This window comes from Streptomyces sp. NPDC018833 (assembly GCF_044390825.1).
In the GTDB taxonomy this organism is placed as follows: domain Bacteria; phylum Actinomycetota; class Actinomycetes; order Streptomycetales; family Streptomycetaceae; genus Streptomyces.
On sequence record NZ_JBIRZM010000026.1, the window covers coordinates 23592 to 40371 of the forward strand.

Below are 16780 nucleotides of genomic sequence, written 5' to 3' on the forward strand. Positions count from 1 at the left end.
CGACCAACTGGAGAAACGGAAGACTCATGAAGAACAAGCTGCGTGAGATGGCCCCGATGATGGTGGTGCTCGACCTTCTCAGCGCGCGACTTCGCGAGGTACGGCGAAACGGCGACCGAGGTGACGTCAGCATCTCGACCGTCATCATCTGGGTTGCTGTTATCGGAGTGGCCGTCGGCATCGCGACGATCATCGGCGTCACCCTGTACAGCAAGTACGCCAAGCAGCTCGGCGGCCTGTGAGACTCAAACGCTTCGCGGGTGCCGCCCTTCGCCGACGACGACCGCGGTGGAGCGACGACCGGGGCGATGCCGCCATCGAGATGGCGATCATCTTCCCGGTGGTCGTCCTGTTCACCCTCGTGGTTGTGCAAGCGAGCGTCTGGTACTACGCCAAGCAGATCGCCCTCACCGCCGCCCGCGAAGGCGTACAGGCCGCCACCGCCTACCAGTCCACGGACGGGGCAGGCAGCGCGCGCGCCCGTGTCGTGCTCGACAGGGTCGCCGGTGACTCCCTGCTCGACCCAGGGGTGTCGACGGCAGGCAGCAGCGCGGAGCGGGTCACCGTGACCGTCACCGGCCGAGCGCCGTCGCTCCTGCCCGGCGTCGACGGCATCACCATCACACAGAGCGCATCGGGCGCCCGTGAGCGCTGGACGGTGAAGCCATGAGGCGGCGGACGGGACATGGCGATGAGGGCTCCGCAGCCATCGAGGCCGCCGTCATCACCCCTTGCCTCCTGCTGTTCCTGCTCCTGGCGATCGCGGCCGGCCGCATCGTGATGGCCGGTCAGGTCGTCGACGCGGCGGCAGAGGACGCGGCCAGGCAGGCATCCATCACGCGCTCTCCCGGCGAGGCGCACGACAGTGCCCTGGCCGCCGCCCGCGCCACACTGGACGGTCAGGGACTGCACTGTGCCTCCACCGACATCGCACTGGACACCAGCGGCCTCGGCGCCGCCGTCGGCGAGGCGGGCACCGTGACCGCGACCGTCACCTGCCGGGTGGAACTCGCCGACCTCGCCCTCCCCGGCGTCCCCGGCACCCGCACCATGACGTCCAGCTTCACCAGTACGGTCGACCAGTACGTGGAGCGCTGATGACCCGACACCACAAGGCGCGCCGTTCACCGTCCGGCGTCAAGGACGACCGGGGCAGCATCTCCATCTACGCCGCCATCGTCCTCGTCGGCCTCATCGTCATGATCGGTATCGCTGTCGACGGCGGCGGGAAGATGCGCGCCACCGAACGCGCCGACGCCCTGGCGCAGGAAGCGGCCCGTGCCGGCGGCCAGGAACTGGATGCTGGGGACGCCATCACCGCCGACAGGATCGCCGTCGACCCGACAGCCGCCCGCGCCGCCGCGCTCGACTACCTGCGGCAGGCCGGAGCCCGCGGAACGGTTACCGTCTCCGACGACGGCAAGACCCTCACCATCACCGTGGACGGCGAATACCGCACCCGCTTCCTGCCCGTCATCGGCGTCACCGGCATGTCCGTCACCGGACACGGCAGCGCCACCCTCCTGCATGGCGTCGACGCCCCGGAGAACTGATGAACGTCCGTCCCGCCCGCCGCAGGTCCCTCCTTGCCGACTTGCTGCGCTGTCTGCTGAGCCTGATCAGCCTGGCCGCGCTCCTCATAGGCTTGCCTGCGGTGCTCTACGTTGCCGGACGCGCCCTGTTCCCCCTCGGCCTGGACAGCGTTGGATCGGTCAGCGACCTCTTCACCCAGCAGGACACCGGCGCCGTCGCGCTCCTCGTCCTCACCGCTGTCGGCTGGATCGGCTGGGCGAGCTTCACGCTCTCCGTACTCCTGGAAATCCCCGCCCAGCTGCGCGGCCGCACGGCCCCCCGACTGCGCGGACTGCGCTGGAACCAGCGCATGGCCGCGGGCCTGGTCGGCGGTGTACTCGTCCTGCTGCCGACGGCGGGAGGCGCGCTGGCCGCCCAGCCCGCGCCCCCATCCACTGCGGTATCCCGGCCCTCCGTGACGGCCTCCGCCACCCCCGGCCAGGACGGGACCGCGGACAAGTCCGCCGACACGGCCAAGCGCTCCGGGGCATCCCACCCGACCTACACGGTGCGGGACACCAGGCCCGCCGACAGCCTGTGGAGCATCGCCGAACAGCGGCTCGGCGACGGCGAACGCTGGACGGAGATAGCCGACCTCAACGAGGGCCGCACCATGCCCGGCGGTCGCACGTTCCACGCGGCCGACCCCATACAGCCCGGGTGGATACTCTTCCTGCCCGGCAAAGCCGCACCGCAGAGCGACGAGAGTGTCACCGTCCACCCCGGGGACACTCTCTGGGAGATCGCCGGATCGGAACTGGGCGACCCGACGCGCTACCCCGAGATCTTCGCGGCGAACGAAGGCCACGCCATGGACGGGGCCGGACGACATCTCACGGACCCGGACCTGATCCAGCCCGGCTGGAAGGTAGAGATCCCCGCACAGGCCGGGGACACCAACGGGCCGTCAAAGCCCGATCCCGAAACGCCGAGGTCACCCGCCCCCGAGGACACGGCTCCGCCGTCCCCGTCCCCGTCCCCGTCGCAGAGGGCCGATGGTTCGAAGCCGGACGACGCTTCCTCGCAGGAGGCCACGCCTTCGCCGTCCGCGTCGAAGACGGCCGAGGGCTCCGGGCCGGGCGCTGGCGCGTCGCAGGAGGCCAATCCCCCGGCGTCACCGTCGCAGACGGCGAAACCGTCCACCGAACCGAGTGACGAGACGTCGCCTTCGTCATCCGGGCCGCGCCCGGCAGAAAGCGCCCAGGGACAGCCGTCGGCGACACCTGGCGGTTCCACCGGCGCGACGACGCCGCCTTCCGCACCGGCTGACGCCTCCTCCACCCCACGGCAGGACAGCGCCGAACCCGTTTCCGAAGAGAGCCAGTTCCTGGACGTCGCGACCATCGCGACCTGGGGCGGCCTGCTCGCCACCGGACTCCTCTCCGTTCTCGCGATCAAGCGGATGCTGCAGCGCCGCGGCCGCAGGACCGGAGAGGCCATCGCCCTCCCGCCCAACCCGGCCGTCCCCCACCACCCGATGCCTGAGACTGCCGTTCCCGAGATCTCCGGGACGGGTAACCCACCGGACCTCGCAGACCTCGAACGCCGCATGCGCGCCACGGAGAACCCCGAAGGCGCAGTTCTGATCGACCGCGCGCTGCGCACCCTCGCCCACCACCTCGCCTCCGCCGGACGCCCCCTTCCCGAACTCGTCGCCGTGCGCCTGACTCCCGCCGCCCTCGAGCTTTGGCTGGACTCACCGGCGGAGCCCGTAGGACCCTTCACCGCCCCCGCCCGGCCCACCCGCTGGGTGCTCCCCGCCGGTACGGACGGGCTCCTCAGCGCGGACGAGTGCCGAGAGGTGTGCGCTCCCTATCCGGCACTCGCGACCCTTGGCCGCGACCCCCAAGGCGCCCTCGTCCTCGCGGACCTCGAGGCGCTCGGCGTCCTGCTCCTGCCCTCCGAAACGACCGCCGTCCTCCCGGTCGTACGGGCGCTCGCCGCCGAACTCGCCACCACCCCCTGGAGCGACGATCTCGGTGTACTCCTCTCCGGCCTCGACTCCGGAATCTCCGCCATCGAGGAAGGCTTCGGCCGCCTGACCATGATCACCGATCCCCAGGCCGCCATCAGCGAAGTGGGCGACTGGGCCCGCACAGTGCGCACCGCGCTCGCCGACGCGGGCGCCGACTCCGTACGGGCCGCCCGCACCCGGCCTTACGGCGCCGACGCCTGGACCCCCCGCATCGCCCTGTGCGCGGACACCATCCCCGCCGCCACAACGGACGCCGTGCGCGACATCCTCGACGCCCCCGCCTGCGCCGCCCTCGTCGTCGCAGCCGATGACACGGCCGTCCCCGGTGCCGTACGTCTGCCCGGACTCGCCGGCGGCACAGTCACCCTCGCCGGAACCGACATCCACATCGTTCCCCAGCACATCAACGACGCCGACTACACGGCGCTCCTCGGCCTGTTCGACATCACAGCCGAGCCGCCCCAGGCTCAGCCTCCCGTCCTGGAACCGCTGTCCGCGCAGGAAGAACAGCAACTCGCCAGTCGGCCGACGACCTGGATCCGCCTGCTCGGCACCCCACAGATCACGGGCACTGCGCAAGAACTGGCCCCGGCGGCCGCCGGACGGCTCACCGAGATCGCCGCGTGGATCGCCCTGCACCCGGGATCCTCCAACGAGGCGCTCACCGAAGCCCTGTGGCCCGGCGGAGTGTCAGCGGCCTACCGCACGGCCCAGCTCTCCGCACTGCGCCGCTGGCTGGGCGCCGAGATCAGCAGCGGTGACAGCTACGCCCTCACCGGAGACATCGGCACCGACTGGCACCGCTTCCATCTCCTCCTGCGCAGCGGCGACTTGAGCGCCGCCCTCGACCTCGTCGAGGGACGACCGCTGGACGGCACACCACCACGCCGTTACATCTGGGCCGACCCCACACGCCAGGAGATGACAACCGCTGTCGTGGACACCGCCGTCCGTCTCGCTGAACTCCACCTCGCCGAAGGGGACGCCGCCGCCGCCCGCGCCGCCGCCGACCGCGGGCTGAGGGCCGATCCTGCCGCCGAACAACTGCACCGACTGGCCATCCAAGCCGCGAACGCCATGGGAGACCGGGAAGCCGTCGAGACGTACGCCGCCCAGGTCGACGCCGTCACCCAGTCACTCGGCACCGACATGCAGCCCGAAACCTCCGCGCTTCTCGCCGACCTGGCCCGCCGCCCGGCCCCTCCCTGAGCACGCGTCACGGCCGGGGCGAGCGGAGGATTCCCCGGAAGGCGGCTACCGGAGCCGGCTGCGCACCACCTGCTTGCGCGCGCGGGTGAGCCCTTCACCTCCGGGCCCGGGGATCCGCGAGCGCAGGGCCAGCAAGTCGGCCGCGTCCCCGGCGGGCAGCACCGTCCACTGCTCCTGGGCCGCGTCCGCGGCCGCAACGGCCTGGAGGTCATCCGGGCCGTGACGGTCGGCACGGTCCTGTGCCAGAGAACGGAAGAGGAGGTAGGCCGTCTCGACGTCGCCCGACGCCACCGTGAGCCGGGCCTGCATCCCGCGAAGCCGGTCGACGTCCTCTCCGGAGGCCTCCCGCAACCGCCGCTCGCACAGGGCGAGTGCCTCAGGCCAGTCCTGGCGCTCGACAGCCGCGGCAAGCGACTCCAGCTCCGCCGGGGCGGAGTGCTCGACAGGCAGCAGCTCCTGAAGAGGACTGAATGGCTGCTGGGCCTGGGACGGGACGGCTTGCGGAGCCGGTGGCTCCTGGTGTTGCACAGGGACGGTGGGCTGGGCGGGCGGCTGTGGGGCCTGCGGCGGGACAGCCTCGCGCGGCTGGGCCTTCGGACGCCGCTTGCGGCCCTTTCGGGCCGTCGCGGCCGGGGCCTGCAACACGGTGCTGTCGCCGTCGGGGTGAACGGCGAGCAGCCACTGTGCTCCTTCCGCCTCGGTCAGCCGGGCGCGCACGGGACGTCCCACCCGTGCTGCGGTCTCGGCCGCGCGGGAGAGGGCGGCTGCGCGTGGTTCCATCCCGGCGGGTACGGTAACGACCGTCCCGTCCACACTCGCGCCGCCATCCGCAGTGAGACGGATGTCGAGCAGCGGCCAACCCGGGATCTGCTGGTCACCGGATGCGGCCATGGGAACTCCTTCAGTCAGTGGCCTGGTCGACGATCACCTGGGAGATTCGCCACGGTGACGACGCGTCACCTCGGGTGAGGGTGAGACCGGCATGCAGCCGCGGGCCAGGTCCTCTCCAGCCGTCACGGCCATGAGCCGTGCCTTCCACGGAGACCGTCCGGTACGCGAGGACGGCGGTGTCGGCGGGGGCGTCCTCATCAGGGTCGGCCAGCCCGGCATGGGCGGTGGTCCAGGCCTCGTGTGACGACCAGGTGTTCCACTGTGCTCCCGCCGCTGAGGCGGGGGTGTACTCGCGCTCGGCGCTGCGCTGCTCAGCGGTCAGATAGCGGGACGCGCGCAGCACCCCGGCATGCGGATGGGTGTCGTAGACCGTGTCGTAGCCGTACGCGAGCCGGGCCCACTCCACAGCGACCGCGCTCGCATCACGCTCGTCGATCTCTTCGGCATGCGGGAGACGCGCGCCCGAGTCGGTGGGACGAAGCGCCGGCAACGGGGCCTTCGCGGACGGCACAGGGCTGCTGCTCGCAGCGGGCGTGGACGTACCGTTGTTGCCACACGCCACCAATGCCGCAGCGATCCCGAGGACCAAGGCTGTTATGCGCAGGCGAAGCACGTCTACAGTCCGATCCACGGTGCGGGGTTGGTGAACTGCCCGCCCACCGACAGCTCGAAGTGGAGGTGAGGCCCAGTGGAGTTGCCCGTATTGCCGGAATTTCCGACACGCTGCCCCACGCTGACCGTGGCTCCCTTGTCCACGCTCCGGGAGCTCAGATGGTTGTACGTCGTTTCCACGCTCTCGCCGCCCCGGTTTTTGTGCTTGATGACGACGCGGTTTCCGTAGGCGCTGTTCCACCCCGAGAATGTCACTGTTCCTGCATCGGCCGCGTACACGGGTGTGCCGGTGGCCACCGCGAAGTCGATGCCCGTGTGATAGCCGTAGGCGCTGCTCGGCCGCTTCACCCCGTACGGCGACGATATGACCGGCTTGCCCTTCAGTGGGGCGGCGAGCTTCTGGCCTGCGGGAATGGTCCCGCCCCCACCCTCCTCGAGATCTTCGGTGTACTTGGCCATGAGCGCCTTGATCGACTTCACGTAGTTGCGGGTCTCGGTGTAGGGCGGGATGCCCCCGTGCTTCTTCACGGCGTAGGGCCCCGCGTTGTAGCCGGCCAGGGTGAGGTCAAGGAGGTCGCCGGATGCCGCCCCGTCCTCGACGTAGCCCTTCATCTGCCGTGCCAGGTCGCAGTCGAACCGCCCCTGCGCCATGATCGCGTCTCCCGGGTCGAAGGGACTGATCCGCCCGTTCTTGTCGTCGTCCCTGCCCCACGTCTTCCACGTCCCGGGGATGAACTGGGAGATTCCCTGAGCGAGAGGCACCTTGATCGTGCGTCCTGTCTCGGGGTCTTTCACATACTGGTAGGACTGGGCATCGGGGTCCCAGCCGGACTCCTGCTGGATCTGAGCGGCGATCACGGGCGCGGTGATCTCCTTGCACATCGATCCGGCTTTGAGCACCCACGCGCGGTAGGCCGCCGGGACGGCGCCTTCCTTGAGTTCGCCGGCGGCCTGAGCCGGTTCACCGCCGCCCAGCAGTCCCCCGAGCAGCACGAGAGCCAAGACGAAGGCACCGAGGCACCCGCCTCCGCACCCTATGCCGACCTTCCCCGCCCCCTGCATCCGACGCCTTCGTCCCCCGTGACTATGACCATGTGATCAGATCCAGCACACTAGTTGGCACATCCGTACAACGCATGTGTTCCGTGCCACTGGGTGCCCAGGGGGATCTGGGACCCCGTGGACACCACAACTTGGCCTGTGCATCAGATTCTTGGGGCGCATATACTCGAACGCCCTTATGATCGTCGCTAGTTGGAACGTGCCGATCCATGAGTTGGGACGCACGCGAACACGGCGACGGGGGAATCCGATGATGCATGAGCTGCTCCTTGCTGCAGGGGACTCCGCGCACAACACAGGTACCTACCTGGCTGCCGTTGTCGACCCGGCCCAGGGTGTTGAACCGCCGGGCGCTGGCAAGCTCAAGACGGTCGTCCAATGGGTCGCATGGGTGGTCCTCGCCCTCTGCGTCACGGGCGTCCTCGTCGTGGCCGGCCGCATGGCCGTCTCCCATCAGCGCGGGCAGGGTGGTGAGCACGCCACCGGCCTCGCCTACGTCCTGGGAGCCTGCGTCCTGGTCGGTATCGCCTCCGGACTGGTGGGCACTTTGGTCGCTGCCCCCGCCAAATAGCGGATCCGGCGTCGGCAAGCACCTGGGGGACGAGAATGAGCGCTGACCGGCAGACCGCGGCATCCGGACAAGAGCCGCAGAACCCGTACACCAAGCCCGGTTTCATTGCCTCGGCAGGGGTCATCGCGCTCATCGTCGCCCTGATACCCGTCCTGATTCTCACCGGCGGCAAAGACGATCCCGCGGACGAGAACGCGCCGGCCGTGGCCGGCAGTGCCGAGGCCGCGACGCCGCCCGCAGGGAACACCGCCTCTTCTTCCCCGGGGCGCGAGGGGACGAAGCCGTCCTGTCCCGCGCTGAAGGACACGACGACCGACACCGCCAGCGTCGCCGACCTGGCCCCGATCGGCCTCACGTGGAACAGGTTCGGTCCGGTCAACCTCCCTGCTTCCAGGGACGCTGGGCCCGCCGTCATCAAGGGCGGAGTGGCCCGCTGCTACGCCCATACGCCCCGCGGCGCTCTCCTCGCCCTGGCGAACATCTCCGTCCGCTCCTCCAACGGACCCGACTGGCGGAAGGTTGTTGACCAGCAGGTGTATCCGGACGAGGCCCAGGAAGCGTTCGAACAGGGCGTCGCGGCGAGCCACAGTGACGAGAACTCGGACTACCCGTCCGCGTCGAGCCCCCGCCTCGCGGGCTACAAGATGGTCTCCTACACGCCTGACACCGCTGTCCTGGACCTCGCATTCGAGGACCCGAGCGGGACGGTGCTCACCATGCTGCTGACCGCGCGCTGGCACGAAGGGGACTGGAAGCAGCAGATGTCGCCCGAGGGCGGACAGTCCGAGTCGGTGTCCAAGCGGTTCAACACCGACGGCTACACGCTGTTCCCGGCCGGGTGATCGAACATGGGCTCCTGCTGGAATCCGCTCAACTGGGGGGACTGCGCTACCGACAAGGTCGCCGAGACCGGCGCTGACATCTTCGTCGTCATCGTCGAGGGTGCCATCAGAGGTCTCGGAAAGCTCGTGGGAACCGTGATGACGTGGTGGGTGCAGATCCCCACCCCCGACCTGGCGGCCGGAGGCGGTGACAACCCGAAGACTTCGCCAGTCGCCTGGATCTGGCTTCACACCGGGTGGATCACCACCTGGGTAGCGGTACTGGGCCTGCTCATCGCGGCGGGCAAGATGGCTTTCACGCGACGAGGCGACTCGGCGATCGAAGCGGCCAAGGGAATGCTGACCCTGACGATGGTCACGGGAATGGGCCTGAGCGTCATCAGCCTCCTCCTCCAGGCATCCGACGCGTTCTCCGAATGGATCATCGAGGAGTCCTACAAGGGGAAGGAATTCGGCGATGCCATCGCCGACTGGCTGGCCCTGAGCCACCTCATGGGCGCAGCCGGGCCAGTGCTCACGTTCGTCCTCACCCTGATGGCCACAATTGCCTGCATCGTGCAGGTAGCGCTCATGATGGTGCGCACCATCATGCTGTTCGTGCTGTGCGGGATGCTCCCGCTCGCCGCGGCGTCCACCATGACGGCCGCCGGCCAGGCATGGTTCCGCAAGTCGCTCGCCTGGCTGCTGGCGTTCCTCCTCTACAAACCCGCCGCTGCGATCATTTACGCGATGGCCTTCCGCATGACGGCGGCCATCGGGGACGGCAACGCGGACGGCACCACCTTCCTCACATCGATCTGCGGCATCATGCTGATGGTCCTGTCCGTGATCGCGCTGCCGGCACTGATGCGTTTCGCCACCCCACTCGTCCAGGCCATGGGATCGGGTGGTTCAGGGGGCGGTGCAGCGGCCGGGATGGGCGGCGCCCTGGCCATGGGTGCCAAGAAGGTCGGCTCCATGGTCAACCAGCAGTCCGGCGAAAGCGGCGGATCGGGCTCTTCGTCCGGCGGGCACTCCTCGCCCTCCGGCGCCCGTCCCGCACCGAGGCCCTCGTCCGGCGGGGGCAACTCACCCGGCTCCTCAGGGCAGGGCGGCAGCCCGGCCGGCAGCGCAGGCCAGGCCTCCGCGGCACCCCAGGCCGGGGCCGCGGCGAGTGGCCCGGGTACCGCTGCCAGTGGTACCGCGACAACCGGTAGTGCGGGAGCCGCGACAGGCTCTTCCACAGCAGCTGCGGGCAGTACCGCAGCAGCCGGGGCCGCAGGCCCGGTAGGCGTCGTCATCGCCGGCGTGGCTGCGGCCGCCAAGGGCGCGAAGAACGCAGCACAGAACGCCGTGAACGACGCGGCAGACGGCGGGGGACCCAGTGGCAGCAAGTGAGATCAGCGGGCCGCGCACCTACGGCAACTGGCGAAAGCCCACCTCGCCGGGCATCCACGGACTCGGCATGGCCGGGACGATGGGGCTGCTCGGCGGCCTGGTACTCGTCGTCCTCTCCATGCTCATTTCCCTCTGGCTCGCCATCTTCGTCGCCGTCGGCGTCGGCCTGTCACTCCTGCCGCTGCTGTTGAGGGACACCCACGGCCGCAACGGACTGCAGCGCGCCACAGCCCGTCTCGCCTTCCGCAACGGGCGCAAGGCGGGCAAGAACGTCTACCGCTCCGGCCCCCTCGGCCGTACCGCGTCCGGCACCTGCCAACTCCCCGGCCTTGCCGCCCAGTCCACACTCGCCGAGGCCACCGACGCCCATGGCCGCCCCTTCGCCCTGCTATCGGTCCCCTCTGCCAACCACCACACTGCGGTGCTGCAGTGCGACGCCGACGGCGCCTCACTCGTCGACAGCGACCAGGTCGACACCTGGGTCGCCTACTGGGGGCAATGGCTGGCGGCGCTCGCGTACGAACCGAACCTGGTGGCCTGCTCGGTGACGATCGAAGCCGCCCCCGATCCCGGTATCCGCCTGGAGCGCGAGGTCAGCGGAAACATCGATCCCCAAGCGCCCCCCCTCGCCCAGGCCGTACTGCGTGAGGTCGTACAGACGTACCCGGCCGGCTCGGCCACCCTCACCACCCGTGTCGCCCTCACCTACTCCGGCGCGGCACAGGCGGGCCAGAAACGGCGCGACGCGCAGGCCATGGGCACCGAGCTGGGACTGCGCCTGCCCGGGCTCGCCTCCAACCTGTCCATGACCGGTGCCGGCCCGGCCACCCCGATGACAGCGTCCGATCTCGCCGAAGCGGTACGAGTCGCCTATGACCCGTCCGTCGCCGTCCTGGTCGAGGAAGCACGAGGCTCCGGCGGTTCCGGCATCACCTGGGACGAGGCGGGCCCGATCGCCGCGGAGGAGGCCTGGGGCCACTACCGGCACGACGGCGCCTTCTCCATCACCTGGTCGATGAGCGAAGCGCCCCGCGGAGAGGTGTTCTCCTCCGTACTGGCCTCCCTGCTGCTGCCGCACCCTGACATCAGCCGCAAGCGCGTCACCCTGCTCTACCGGCCACACGACCCGGCCTCCGCCGCCCGCGTCGTCGAACGTGACCGCAAGGACTCACTGTTCAAGGCGCAACAGGCCAAAATGGGTAACGCCCGGGACTCCATCGCCGTACGCGCCGCCGAACAAGCGGCACGCGAAGAGGCCACGGGCGCGGGCGTCGTCCGCTTCGGGATGCTGGTCACCGCGACGGTGACCGAACGCGACGAGCTCGACCGCGCAGCGGCCGCCATCGGCAACATCTCCGCCCCCGCCAGGGTCGCGCTGCGCCGCGTGTACGGGGCGCAGGCCTCTGCGTTCGCCGCCGCGCTGCCGCTCGGCCTCGTGCTGCCGCACCATCTGCGCGTACCGCAGGCCGTACGCGATGCCATGTAACGAGGGGGCGCAATGGCTCAGAAGAAGACCCCGGGACCGCGACGCCCGGGCTGGCGGGGCTGGCCCGGAAGAGGCGGCGGCTCGGCGGCATACGTCGAGGCGGCACCTGAATGGCGCGGCACCACCGTCCAGGTGTGTGGGATGTGGCCGTTCGCCGCCGGCTCGGGCACGCCAATGATCGGAGTGCCGCTGGGCCGCAACCTCATCTCGGGCGCGGCCGTGTGCTGCGACCCGATCAGCTGGTTTCAGCGCGCCAACCTCCTCCTCAACCCGTCGGCCTTCGTGCTGGGAAAGCCCGGCCTGGGCAAGAGCACGGTGGTACGCCGCCAAGCGCTCGGCCTGGCCGGATATGGCGTCCACCCCATGGTCTTCGGTGACCTGAAACCCGACTACGCCGACCTCATCGAGGCCCTCGGCGGTCAGGTCATCACCCTCGGCCGGGGCCGCGGCTATCTGAACCCGCTCGACACCTCCATCGCCACCTCGGCGGCCGCCCGCCTGACGGGCGAAGCACGCCGCGCCATCGTCGCCGACGCCCACGGCCGCAGGCTCAACGCCGTCTCCGCCCTGCTGACCATTCTGCGGGGCGAACCCCCCACCGACCGCGAGGAGACCCTCCTCGCCGCCGCGCTGAAAATCCTCGACGACAGGCACGGCGGCACTCCCGTCATGTCCGACCTGCTGCAAGTCATCAAGGATGCGCCCGAGTTCGTACGCTCCGTAGCCCTCGACCGCGGCAGCCTCAGCCGCTACCGCGACATCACCGAACCCCTGGAGTCCTCCCTCACCGGACTCCTCGGACAGGGGCGGCTCGGCGACATGTTTGCCCACCCCACCTCGGTCCCCATGCACACCGACCGCCCCGTCTGCTTCGATGTCTCCTCCATCGACGACTCCGAGGTGCTCCTGCAGGCGGCCGCACTGCTGGCCTGCTGGACCTACGGCTTCAGCGCGGTCGCTGCTGCTCAAGCCCTGGCCGACGCCGGCCTCGAGCAGCAGCGGCACTACTTCGTCATCCTCGACGAGCTGTGGCGTGTGCTGCGTGCCGGACGTGGCCTGGTCGACCGGGTCGACGCCCTCACCCGCCTCAACCGGCAGCGCGGCGTCGGCATGGCCATGATCACCCACACCATGTCGGACCTGCTTGCGCTGACGGCAGAGGAAGACCGGATGAAGGCCAAGGGATTCGTCGAGCGCGCCGGCATGGTGATCTGCGGCGGGCTGCCGGGCGCGGAAATACCCGACCTCAACCAGGTTGTCGCGATGTCGCACGTGGAACAGGAGATGATCACAGGCTGGTCGACTCCGCCTGCCTGGGACTCTGCCGCCGGGCGTGAGGCGCCTCCACCGGGACGGGGCAAGTTCCTCATCAAGGTCGGCGGACGCCCCGGTATCCCGCTCCAGGTGGAGCTGACCGAGGCCGAGCTCTCGGTCAACGACACCAACCGCAGGTGGACCACGTGACCGCCACGGAAGGCAAGCGGGGCCCCGCCTCGGAGATCGGCCCGTTTCTCTTCCTCGGCGCGGTCCTCACGGCTGTGCTCGGCATCCTCGGTTGCTGGGGGGCGGCGGCCGCCGGAGCCGCACTGAGCGGCGGAGAAACACCGGCCGCCAACCCCTTCGTGTACGTCATCGGACTGGCCGGCGGAGAGACGCACTGGCCCGGCACCGCCGCGAGCGCCATCGCCGCTGGCGAGGGCCTCCTCGTGCTCGTCCTCGCGCTCCTCGTGACACGGGCCGTACTCAAGCGGAGCGCGAGGCCCAAGATCGACCGGACCGCACGCCACCTCGGCCGCGGGAAGGACCTCGACAAACTCAGCGCCGCCGGCGCGGCCGCGACAGCCGCCCGGCTCGGGACGAAGGCCGACCTTCCCGGCGTGTTCATCGGCCGTACGCTCACCGGCGGACGGCCGATGTACGGCAGCTTCGAGGACATGCACATCGACATCTGGGGCCCGCGTACCGGCAAGACGACCAGGCGCGCCATCCCTGCCATCTGCGACGCTCCCGGATCGGTGCTCGTCACCTCCAACAAACGAGACGTCGTCGACGCCACACGCGGCGTCCGGGAGGCCAAGGGCAAGGTGTGGGTCTTCGACCCGCAGGGCCGCGCGGGGGAGCCGCCCACCTGGTGGTGGAATCCGTTGTCCTACGTCACCGACGTCTCCAGAGCCCGCAAGATGGCCGCGCACTTCGCCCTCGGGTCACGCGACCACGGCGCCCGGACCGACGCGTTCTTCGAGCCCGCGGGCCAGGACCTCCTCGCCAACCTGCTCCTGGCGGCGGCCGAGTCCAAGGCACCCATCACCCAGGTCTACACGTGGCTGACCAAGCCGAAGGACGACGCCCCCGTCCGCATCCTGCGCACGCATGGGCACATCCTTCCGGCGGACTCCGTGGAAGGCGTGGTCACCGCGCCGGAGAAGCAGCGCGGCGGTATCTACGGCACCGCGATGCAGATGGCGTCGTGCCTGGTGAACCCCGCGGTTCATCCCTGGATCACCCAGGGCAGCGGCCTGGCCAAGCGTCCCGAGTTCCTCCCCGAGGACTTCGTGCGGGATGACCTCGGCACGCTCTACTCCCTGTCCCGTGAGGGAAAGGACTCCGCCGGCCCGCTCGTCACGGCGCTGACCGTGGCCGTCGTGGAGGCTGCGGAAGAAGCGGCGACCACCCAGCCCGGCGGCCGGCTCCAAGTGCCCCTGCTCGGCGTGCTCGACGAGGCGGCCAACGTCTGCCGCTGGGCCGACCTGCCCGACCTGTACTCCCACTACGGCTCGCGCGGGATCATCCTCATGACGATCCTTCAGTCCTGGGCACAGGGGATCGAGGTCTGGGGTGAGAAGGGGATGGAGAAACTCTGGTCCGCGGCCAACATCCGGGTCTATGGGGGTGGTGTCTCCGACACCCGTTTCCTCGGTGACCTGTCGCAGCTGGCCGGGGAGTTCGAGGCCGAGACGGTCTCGGTCTCCTATCAGCCTGCTCAGCAGGGCATGGGTCTGTTCTCGAACCGCTCCACGAGTCACACCTCGCGGCGCGAGCGCGTGCTGGACGTCTCCGATCTCGGCTCCATGCCCCCCGGCCGCGCCCTCGTCCTGGCCTCAGGCACTCCACCGGTCCTGGTGGCCACCGTTCCGTGGTGGGAGTCCACACACGCCGACGCCGTCAAGGCCTCCCTGGCCGTACATGATCCGGGGGTGCGCGCGTGAGCGACCCCTGGGAGGACGCCGAGCCGGAGCCGGTGTTCTCCTCCCTCGACGAGTTCGTCACGGACTACCTCGCCCAGCTGATCCGCCGACGCGTCAACGGCACCATGCTCACCTGGTGTCCGGCCTGGTGGAAGCACGCTGAGGCCGTCTCCCGCCTGGACGCTCTGTGGCGTGCCTGGGAGCACCTGAGCCTCGATCGGAACCTGGGCATGTCGACCTGGTGGCTCTACCACTGCGACCCCCACCTCAACGCGCTGATGGACGCGGACACGGGTCCGTTCTCGGCGTGTTCTCCGACCGACGGGCACACTCCGTACCCGCACCAGCCCCTTCCCCTGGAGCCCTCGGACGCCCTGCTGTGGGCCGACAGTCCATTCAGCCGGTAGAGGCACGCGCCCGATCCGCAGCAATCTGGGAGCTTTGCCGGACGAGCCCTCGCCGGACGGCGGCTGCGGGCCTTCTGCGAAGCACGGGGCCCACCCCCGACGGCGTTCTATCCGGAAGTGGGATAGGCCATCAGCCGGTCGCCGCTGTCGTCCAGTGCGAGTCCGGCCGACTCGTTGACCACGACAGGAGCGATGCCGGGTCGCGTCGCCACATCGTCGCCGGAGCGGGCGTCGAGAACCACAGGGCCCTTCGACGTCGTTCCATAGACACGGCCGTGCCAGGCGGTGGTGACGTCGGGAGCGATCCGGTCGGCCCGCTTGTCCGGCAGCTGCCAGAGCACAGCCGCGCTCTTCGCGTCCATCGCGTAGGCGACGTCCTCGGTCGTACGCCGGCCGCCGCAGACAACGGTGTCCTTGTCGTCGTACCGGCACACGGAGTCGACAAGAGCGGACAAATTCCTCTTGACCGCTCCGGTACGGGCGTCGAGAACGCGGTAGTACCCGTTTCCGCTGTCGTAGTCACGTCCCTGGGCGGTGACCAGATGCGGTCCTGCCGCGTGCACCTCGAGTTCGTAGCTGTCGTCGCCACGCCACTTCCGCCGGCCGGAACCGACGTCGTGGCCGACCGCTCGCTGGTGGACGCCGTCCTCCACGGCTACACCCACCATCGTGTCGCCGGCCACCGCTACCGCACTGAGGTCTTCCCTGGTCCACAGTGCGCGACGCGCCGCGAGGTCGATACCGAAGGAGACGGCGTGGTCCTCATCGGCGACTTTCACGACCGCGGTGTCCTCGAAGGCCCCGACGACGGCCGAGGTCACGCCGCTGTAGGAGTTGTCGCTCCAGGACGGGAGCCGGACGGGCAGCCGCCACAGGGTCTTCGCCTTGTTCGCGTCGATCGCTGTGATTTCCAGGGCCGTGTGGTCGGCCTGGGTTCCCGTACCGGTCACCTTGACGAGGAAAGCCGCGACGATGAGCGGGGTGCTGTCCACCTCCACCAGCAGGGGGGCCTGGGCCGAGCTGAGATCTCCCGTCGTGCCGGCCTCCTCCCGCAGAGGGGTGCCGTCGGGCGGGACGCGCCGGACGACCTTTCCGGTGCCCGTATCGGTGACCAGCACACTCTGCGGCGTGCCGACGAACGCGAACTGCTTGTGCAGCGCCACCGGCAGACCTGCCGTGAGGGTGCCGCCGACGGTGAGCCGGCCCGACGTCGCCTCCGCCGGCATCGCCGTGCCTGCGTCGGAAGCGAACTTCTGCGGGGGATCGTGCACGGGGCGGGGCGGGCGTTTCGACTCGGTGGCGGAGGACGGGGCGCGGTTGTCGGACCGGTCGGCCGTGGCCGTGCAACCGGTCACGGCGCTCAGCATCGTCACAGCCGCGATCCCTGAAAGCAGAGCCCGTCGGCTCAGCGGCGTGCGGCTCATCCTGTCCCCGTCCGTCAGCGTGCGGTCAAACGATCACGGTAGCGGTCAGCACCAGGGCCTGGGGCGGCGAACGGGATTCTCGGCCTCCCCTCACGGGCACGCCTGGCCGGACATGCGGTAGACGTGTGCGACCGGAAGCTGAGGAGCCGAGGCAGATCGTCGGGCCT

The 16780-nt window shown here is 70.0% G+C and carries 16 protein-coding genes; 12 read left to right on the top strand and 4 right to left on the bottom strand.

Annotation, left to right across the window (positions count from 1 at the left end):
• The first annotated feature begins 26 nt into the window (after positions 1–26).
• Genes ACH5AF_RS33775 through ACH5AF_RS33795 form a run of 5 tightly spaced genes read left to right on the top strand, consistent with a single transcriptional unit; the run spans position 27 to position 4756 of the window.
• Positions 27–242, top strand: coding sequence for a hypothetical protein (locus ACH5AF_RS33775; RefSeq protein ID WP_398907168.1), 216 nt, complete (start codon positions 27–29; stop codon positions 240–242).
• Positions 239–670 carry a TadE/TadG family type IV pilus assembly protein gene (locus tag ACH5AF_RS33780; RefSeq protein ID WP_398907170.1) on the top strand — a complete coding sequence of 144 codons (432 nt, stop codon included), beginning with the start codon at positions 239–241 and terminating at the stop codon, positions 668–670. The genes ACH5AF_RS33775 and ACH5AF_RS33780 overlap by 4 nt, the downstream gene beginning before the upstream one ends.
• Positions 667–1098, top strand: a complete 432-nt coding sequence (locus ACH5AF_RS33785) for a TadE/TadG family type IV pilus assembly protein (protein WP_398907171.1) — start codon at positions 667–669, stop codon at positions 1096–1098. Before ACH5AF_RS33780 ends, ACH5AF_RS33785 begins: the two co-directional genes overlap by 4 nt.
• Complete coding sequence (locus ACH5AF_RS33790) at positions 1098–1553, top strand: TadE/TadG family type IV pilus assembly protein (RefSeq protein ID WP_398907173.1); 456 nt, start codon at positions 1098–1100, stop codon at positions 1551–1553. Before ACH5AF_RS33785 ends, ACH5AF_RS33790 begins: the two co-directional genes overlap by 1 nt.
• Positions 1553–4756 (top strand): BTAD domain-containing putative transcriptional regulator, encoded by a 3204-nt coding sequence (locus ACH5AF_RS33795; RefSeq protein ID WP_398907175.1) that lies wholly within the window; start codon positions 1553–1555, stop codon positions 4754–4756. Before ACH5AF_RS33790 ends, ACH5AF_RS33795 begins: the two co-directional genes overlap by 1 nt.
• 45 nt (positions 4757–4801) lie before the next feature.
• On the opposite strand, the gene ACH5AF_RS33800 is transcribed toward ACH5AF_RS33795, so the two are convergent.
• The 3 genes from ACH5AF_RS33800 to ACH5AF_RS33810 all read right to left on the bottom strand — a co-directional run bounded on the left by ACH5AF_RS33800 (position 4802) and on the right by ACH5AF_RS33810 (position 7252).
• Positions 4802–5647, bottom strand: a complete 846-nt coding sequence (locus ACH5AF_RS33800) for a hypothetical protein (protein ID WP_398907177.1) — start codon at positions 5645–5647, stop codon at positions 4802–4804.
• 10 nt (positions 5648–5657) lie between these two features.
• On the bottom strand, positions 5658–6158 hold the full coding sequence (locus ACH5AF_RS33805; protein WP_398907178.1) for a hypothetical protein: 501 nt from the start codon (positions 6156–6158) through the stop codon (positions 5658–5660).
• 104 nt (positions 6159–6262) lie between these two features.
• Positions 6263–7252, bottom strand: a complete 990-nt coding sequence (locus ACH5AF_RS33810; RefSeq protein WP_398907250.1) for a peptidoglycan DD-metalloendopeptidase family protein — start codon at positions 7250–7252, stop codon at positions 6263–6265.
• Between the two features lie 319 nt (positions 7253–7571).
• On the opposite strand from ACH5AF_RS33810, the gene ACH5AF_RS33815 reads away from it, so the two are divergent.
• The 7 genes from ACH5AF_RS33815 to ACH5AF_RS33845 are packed head-to-tail and all read left to right on the top strand — an operon-like array spanning position 7572 to position 15189.
• A complete protein-coding gene (locus tag ACH5AF_RS33815; RefSeq protein WP_398907180.1) occupies positions 7572–7892 on the top strand; it encodes a hypothetical protein in 321 nt (106 codons plus the stop codon).
• Between the two features lie 35 nt (positions 7893–7927).
• Positions 7928–8734, top strand: coding sequence for a hypothetical protein (locus ACH5AF_RS33820; protein WP_398907181.1), 807 nt, complete (start codon positions 7928–7930; stop codon positions 8732–8734).
• Positions 8735–8740: 6 nt separating this feature from the next.
• Positions 8741–10111: a hypothetical protein gene (locus tag ACH5AF_RS33825; RefSeq protein WP_398907183.1), complete on the top strand. Its 1371-nt coding sequence runs from the start codon at positions 8741–8743 to the stop codon at positions 10109–10111.
• Positions 10098–11597, top strand: a complete 1500-nt coding sequence (locus tag ACH5AF_RS33830) for an SCO6880 family protein (protein ID WP_398907185.1) — start codon at positions 10098–10100, stop codon at positions 11595–11597. The genes ACH5AF_RS33825 and ACH5AF_RS33830 overlap by 14 nt, the downstream gene beginning before the upstream one ends.
• A 12-nt stretch (positions 11598–11609) precedes the next feature.
• Positions 11610–13061, top strand: coding sequence for an ATP/GTP-binding protein (locus tag ACH5AF_RS33835; protein ID WP_398907186.1), 1452 nt, complete (start codon positions 11610–11612; stop codon positions 13059–13061).
• Positions 13058–14803 carry a type IV secretory system conjugative DNA transfer family protein gene (locus tag ACH5AF_RS33840; protein ID WP_398907188.1) on the top strand — a complete coding sequence of 582 codons (1746 nt, stop codon included), beginning with the start codon at positions 13058–13060 and terminating at the stop codon, positions 14801–14803. Before ACH5AF_RS33835 ends, ACH5AF_RS33840 begins: the two co-directional genes overlap by 4 nt.
• On the top strand, positions 14800–15189 hold the full coding sequence (locus tag ACH5AF_RS33845; protein ID WP_398907190.1) for a DUF4913 domain-containing protein: 390 nt from the start codon (positions 14800–14802) through the stop codon (positions 15187–15189). Before ACH5AF_RS33840 ends, ACH5AF_RS33845 begins: the two co-directional genes overlap by 4 nt.
• Before the next feature lie 107 nt (positions 15190–15296).
• Here ACH5AF_RS33845 and ACH5AF_RS33850 read toward each other — a convergent pair whose 3' ends face one another.
• Positions 15297–16562 (bottom strand): hypothetical protein, encoded by a 1266-nt coding sequence (locus ACH5AF_RS33850; RefSeq protein WP_398907192.1) that lies wholly within the window; start codon positions 16560–16562, stop codon positions 15297–15299.
• Positions 16563–16780: the final 218 nt, after the last annotated feature.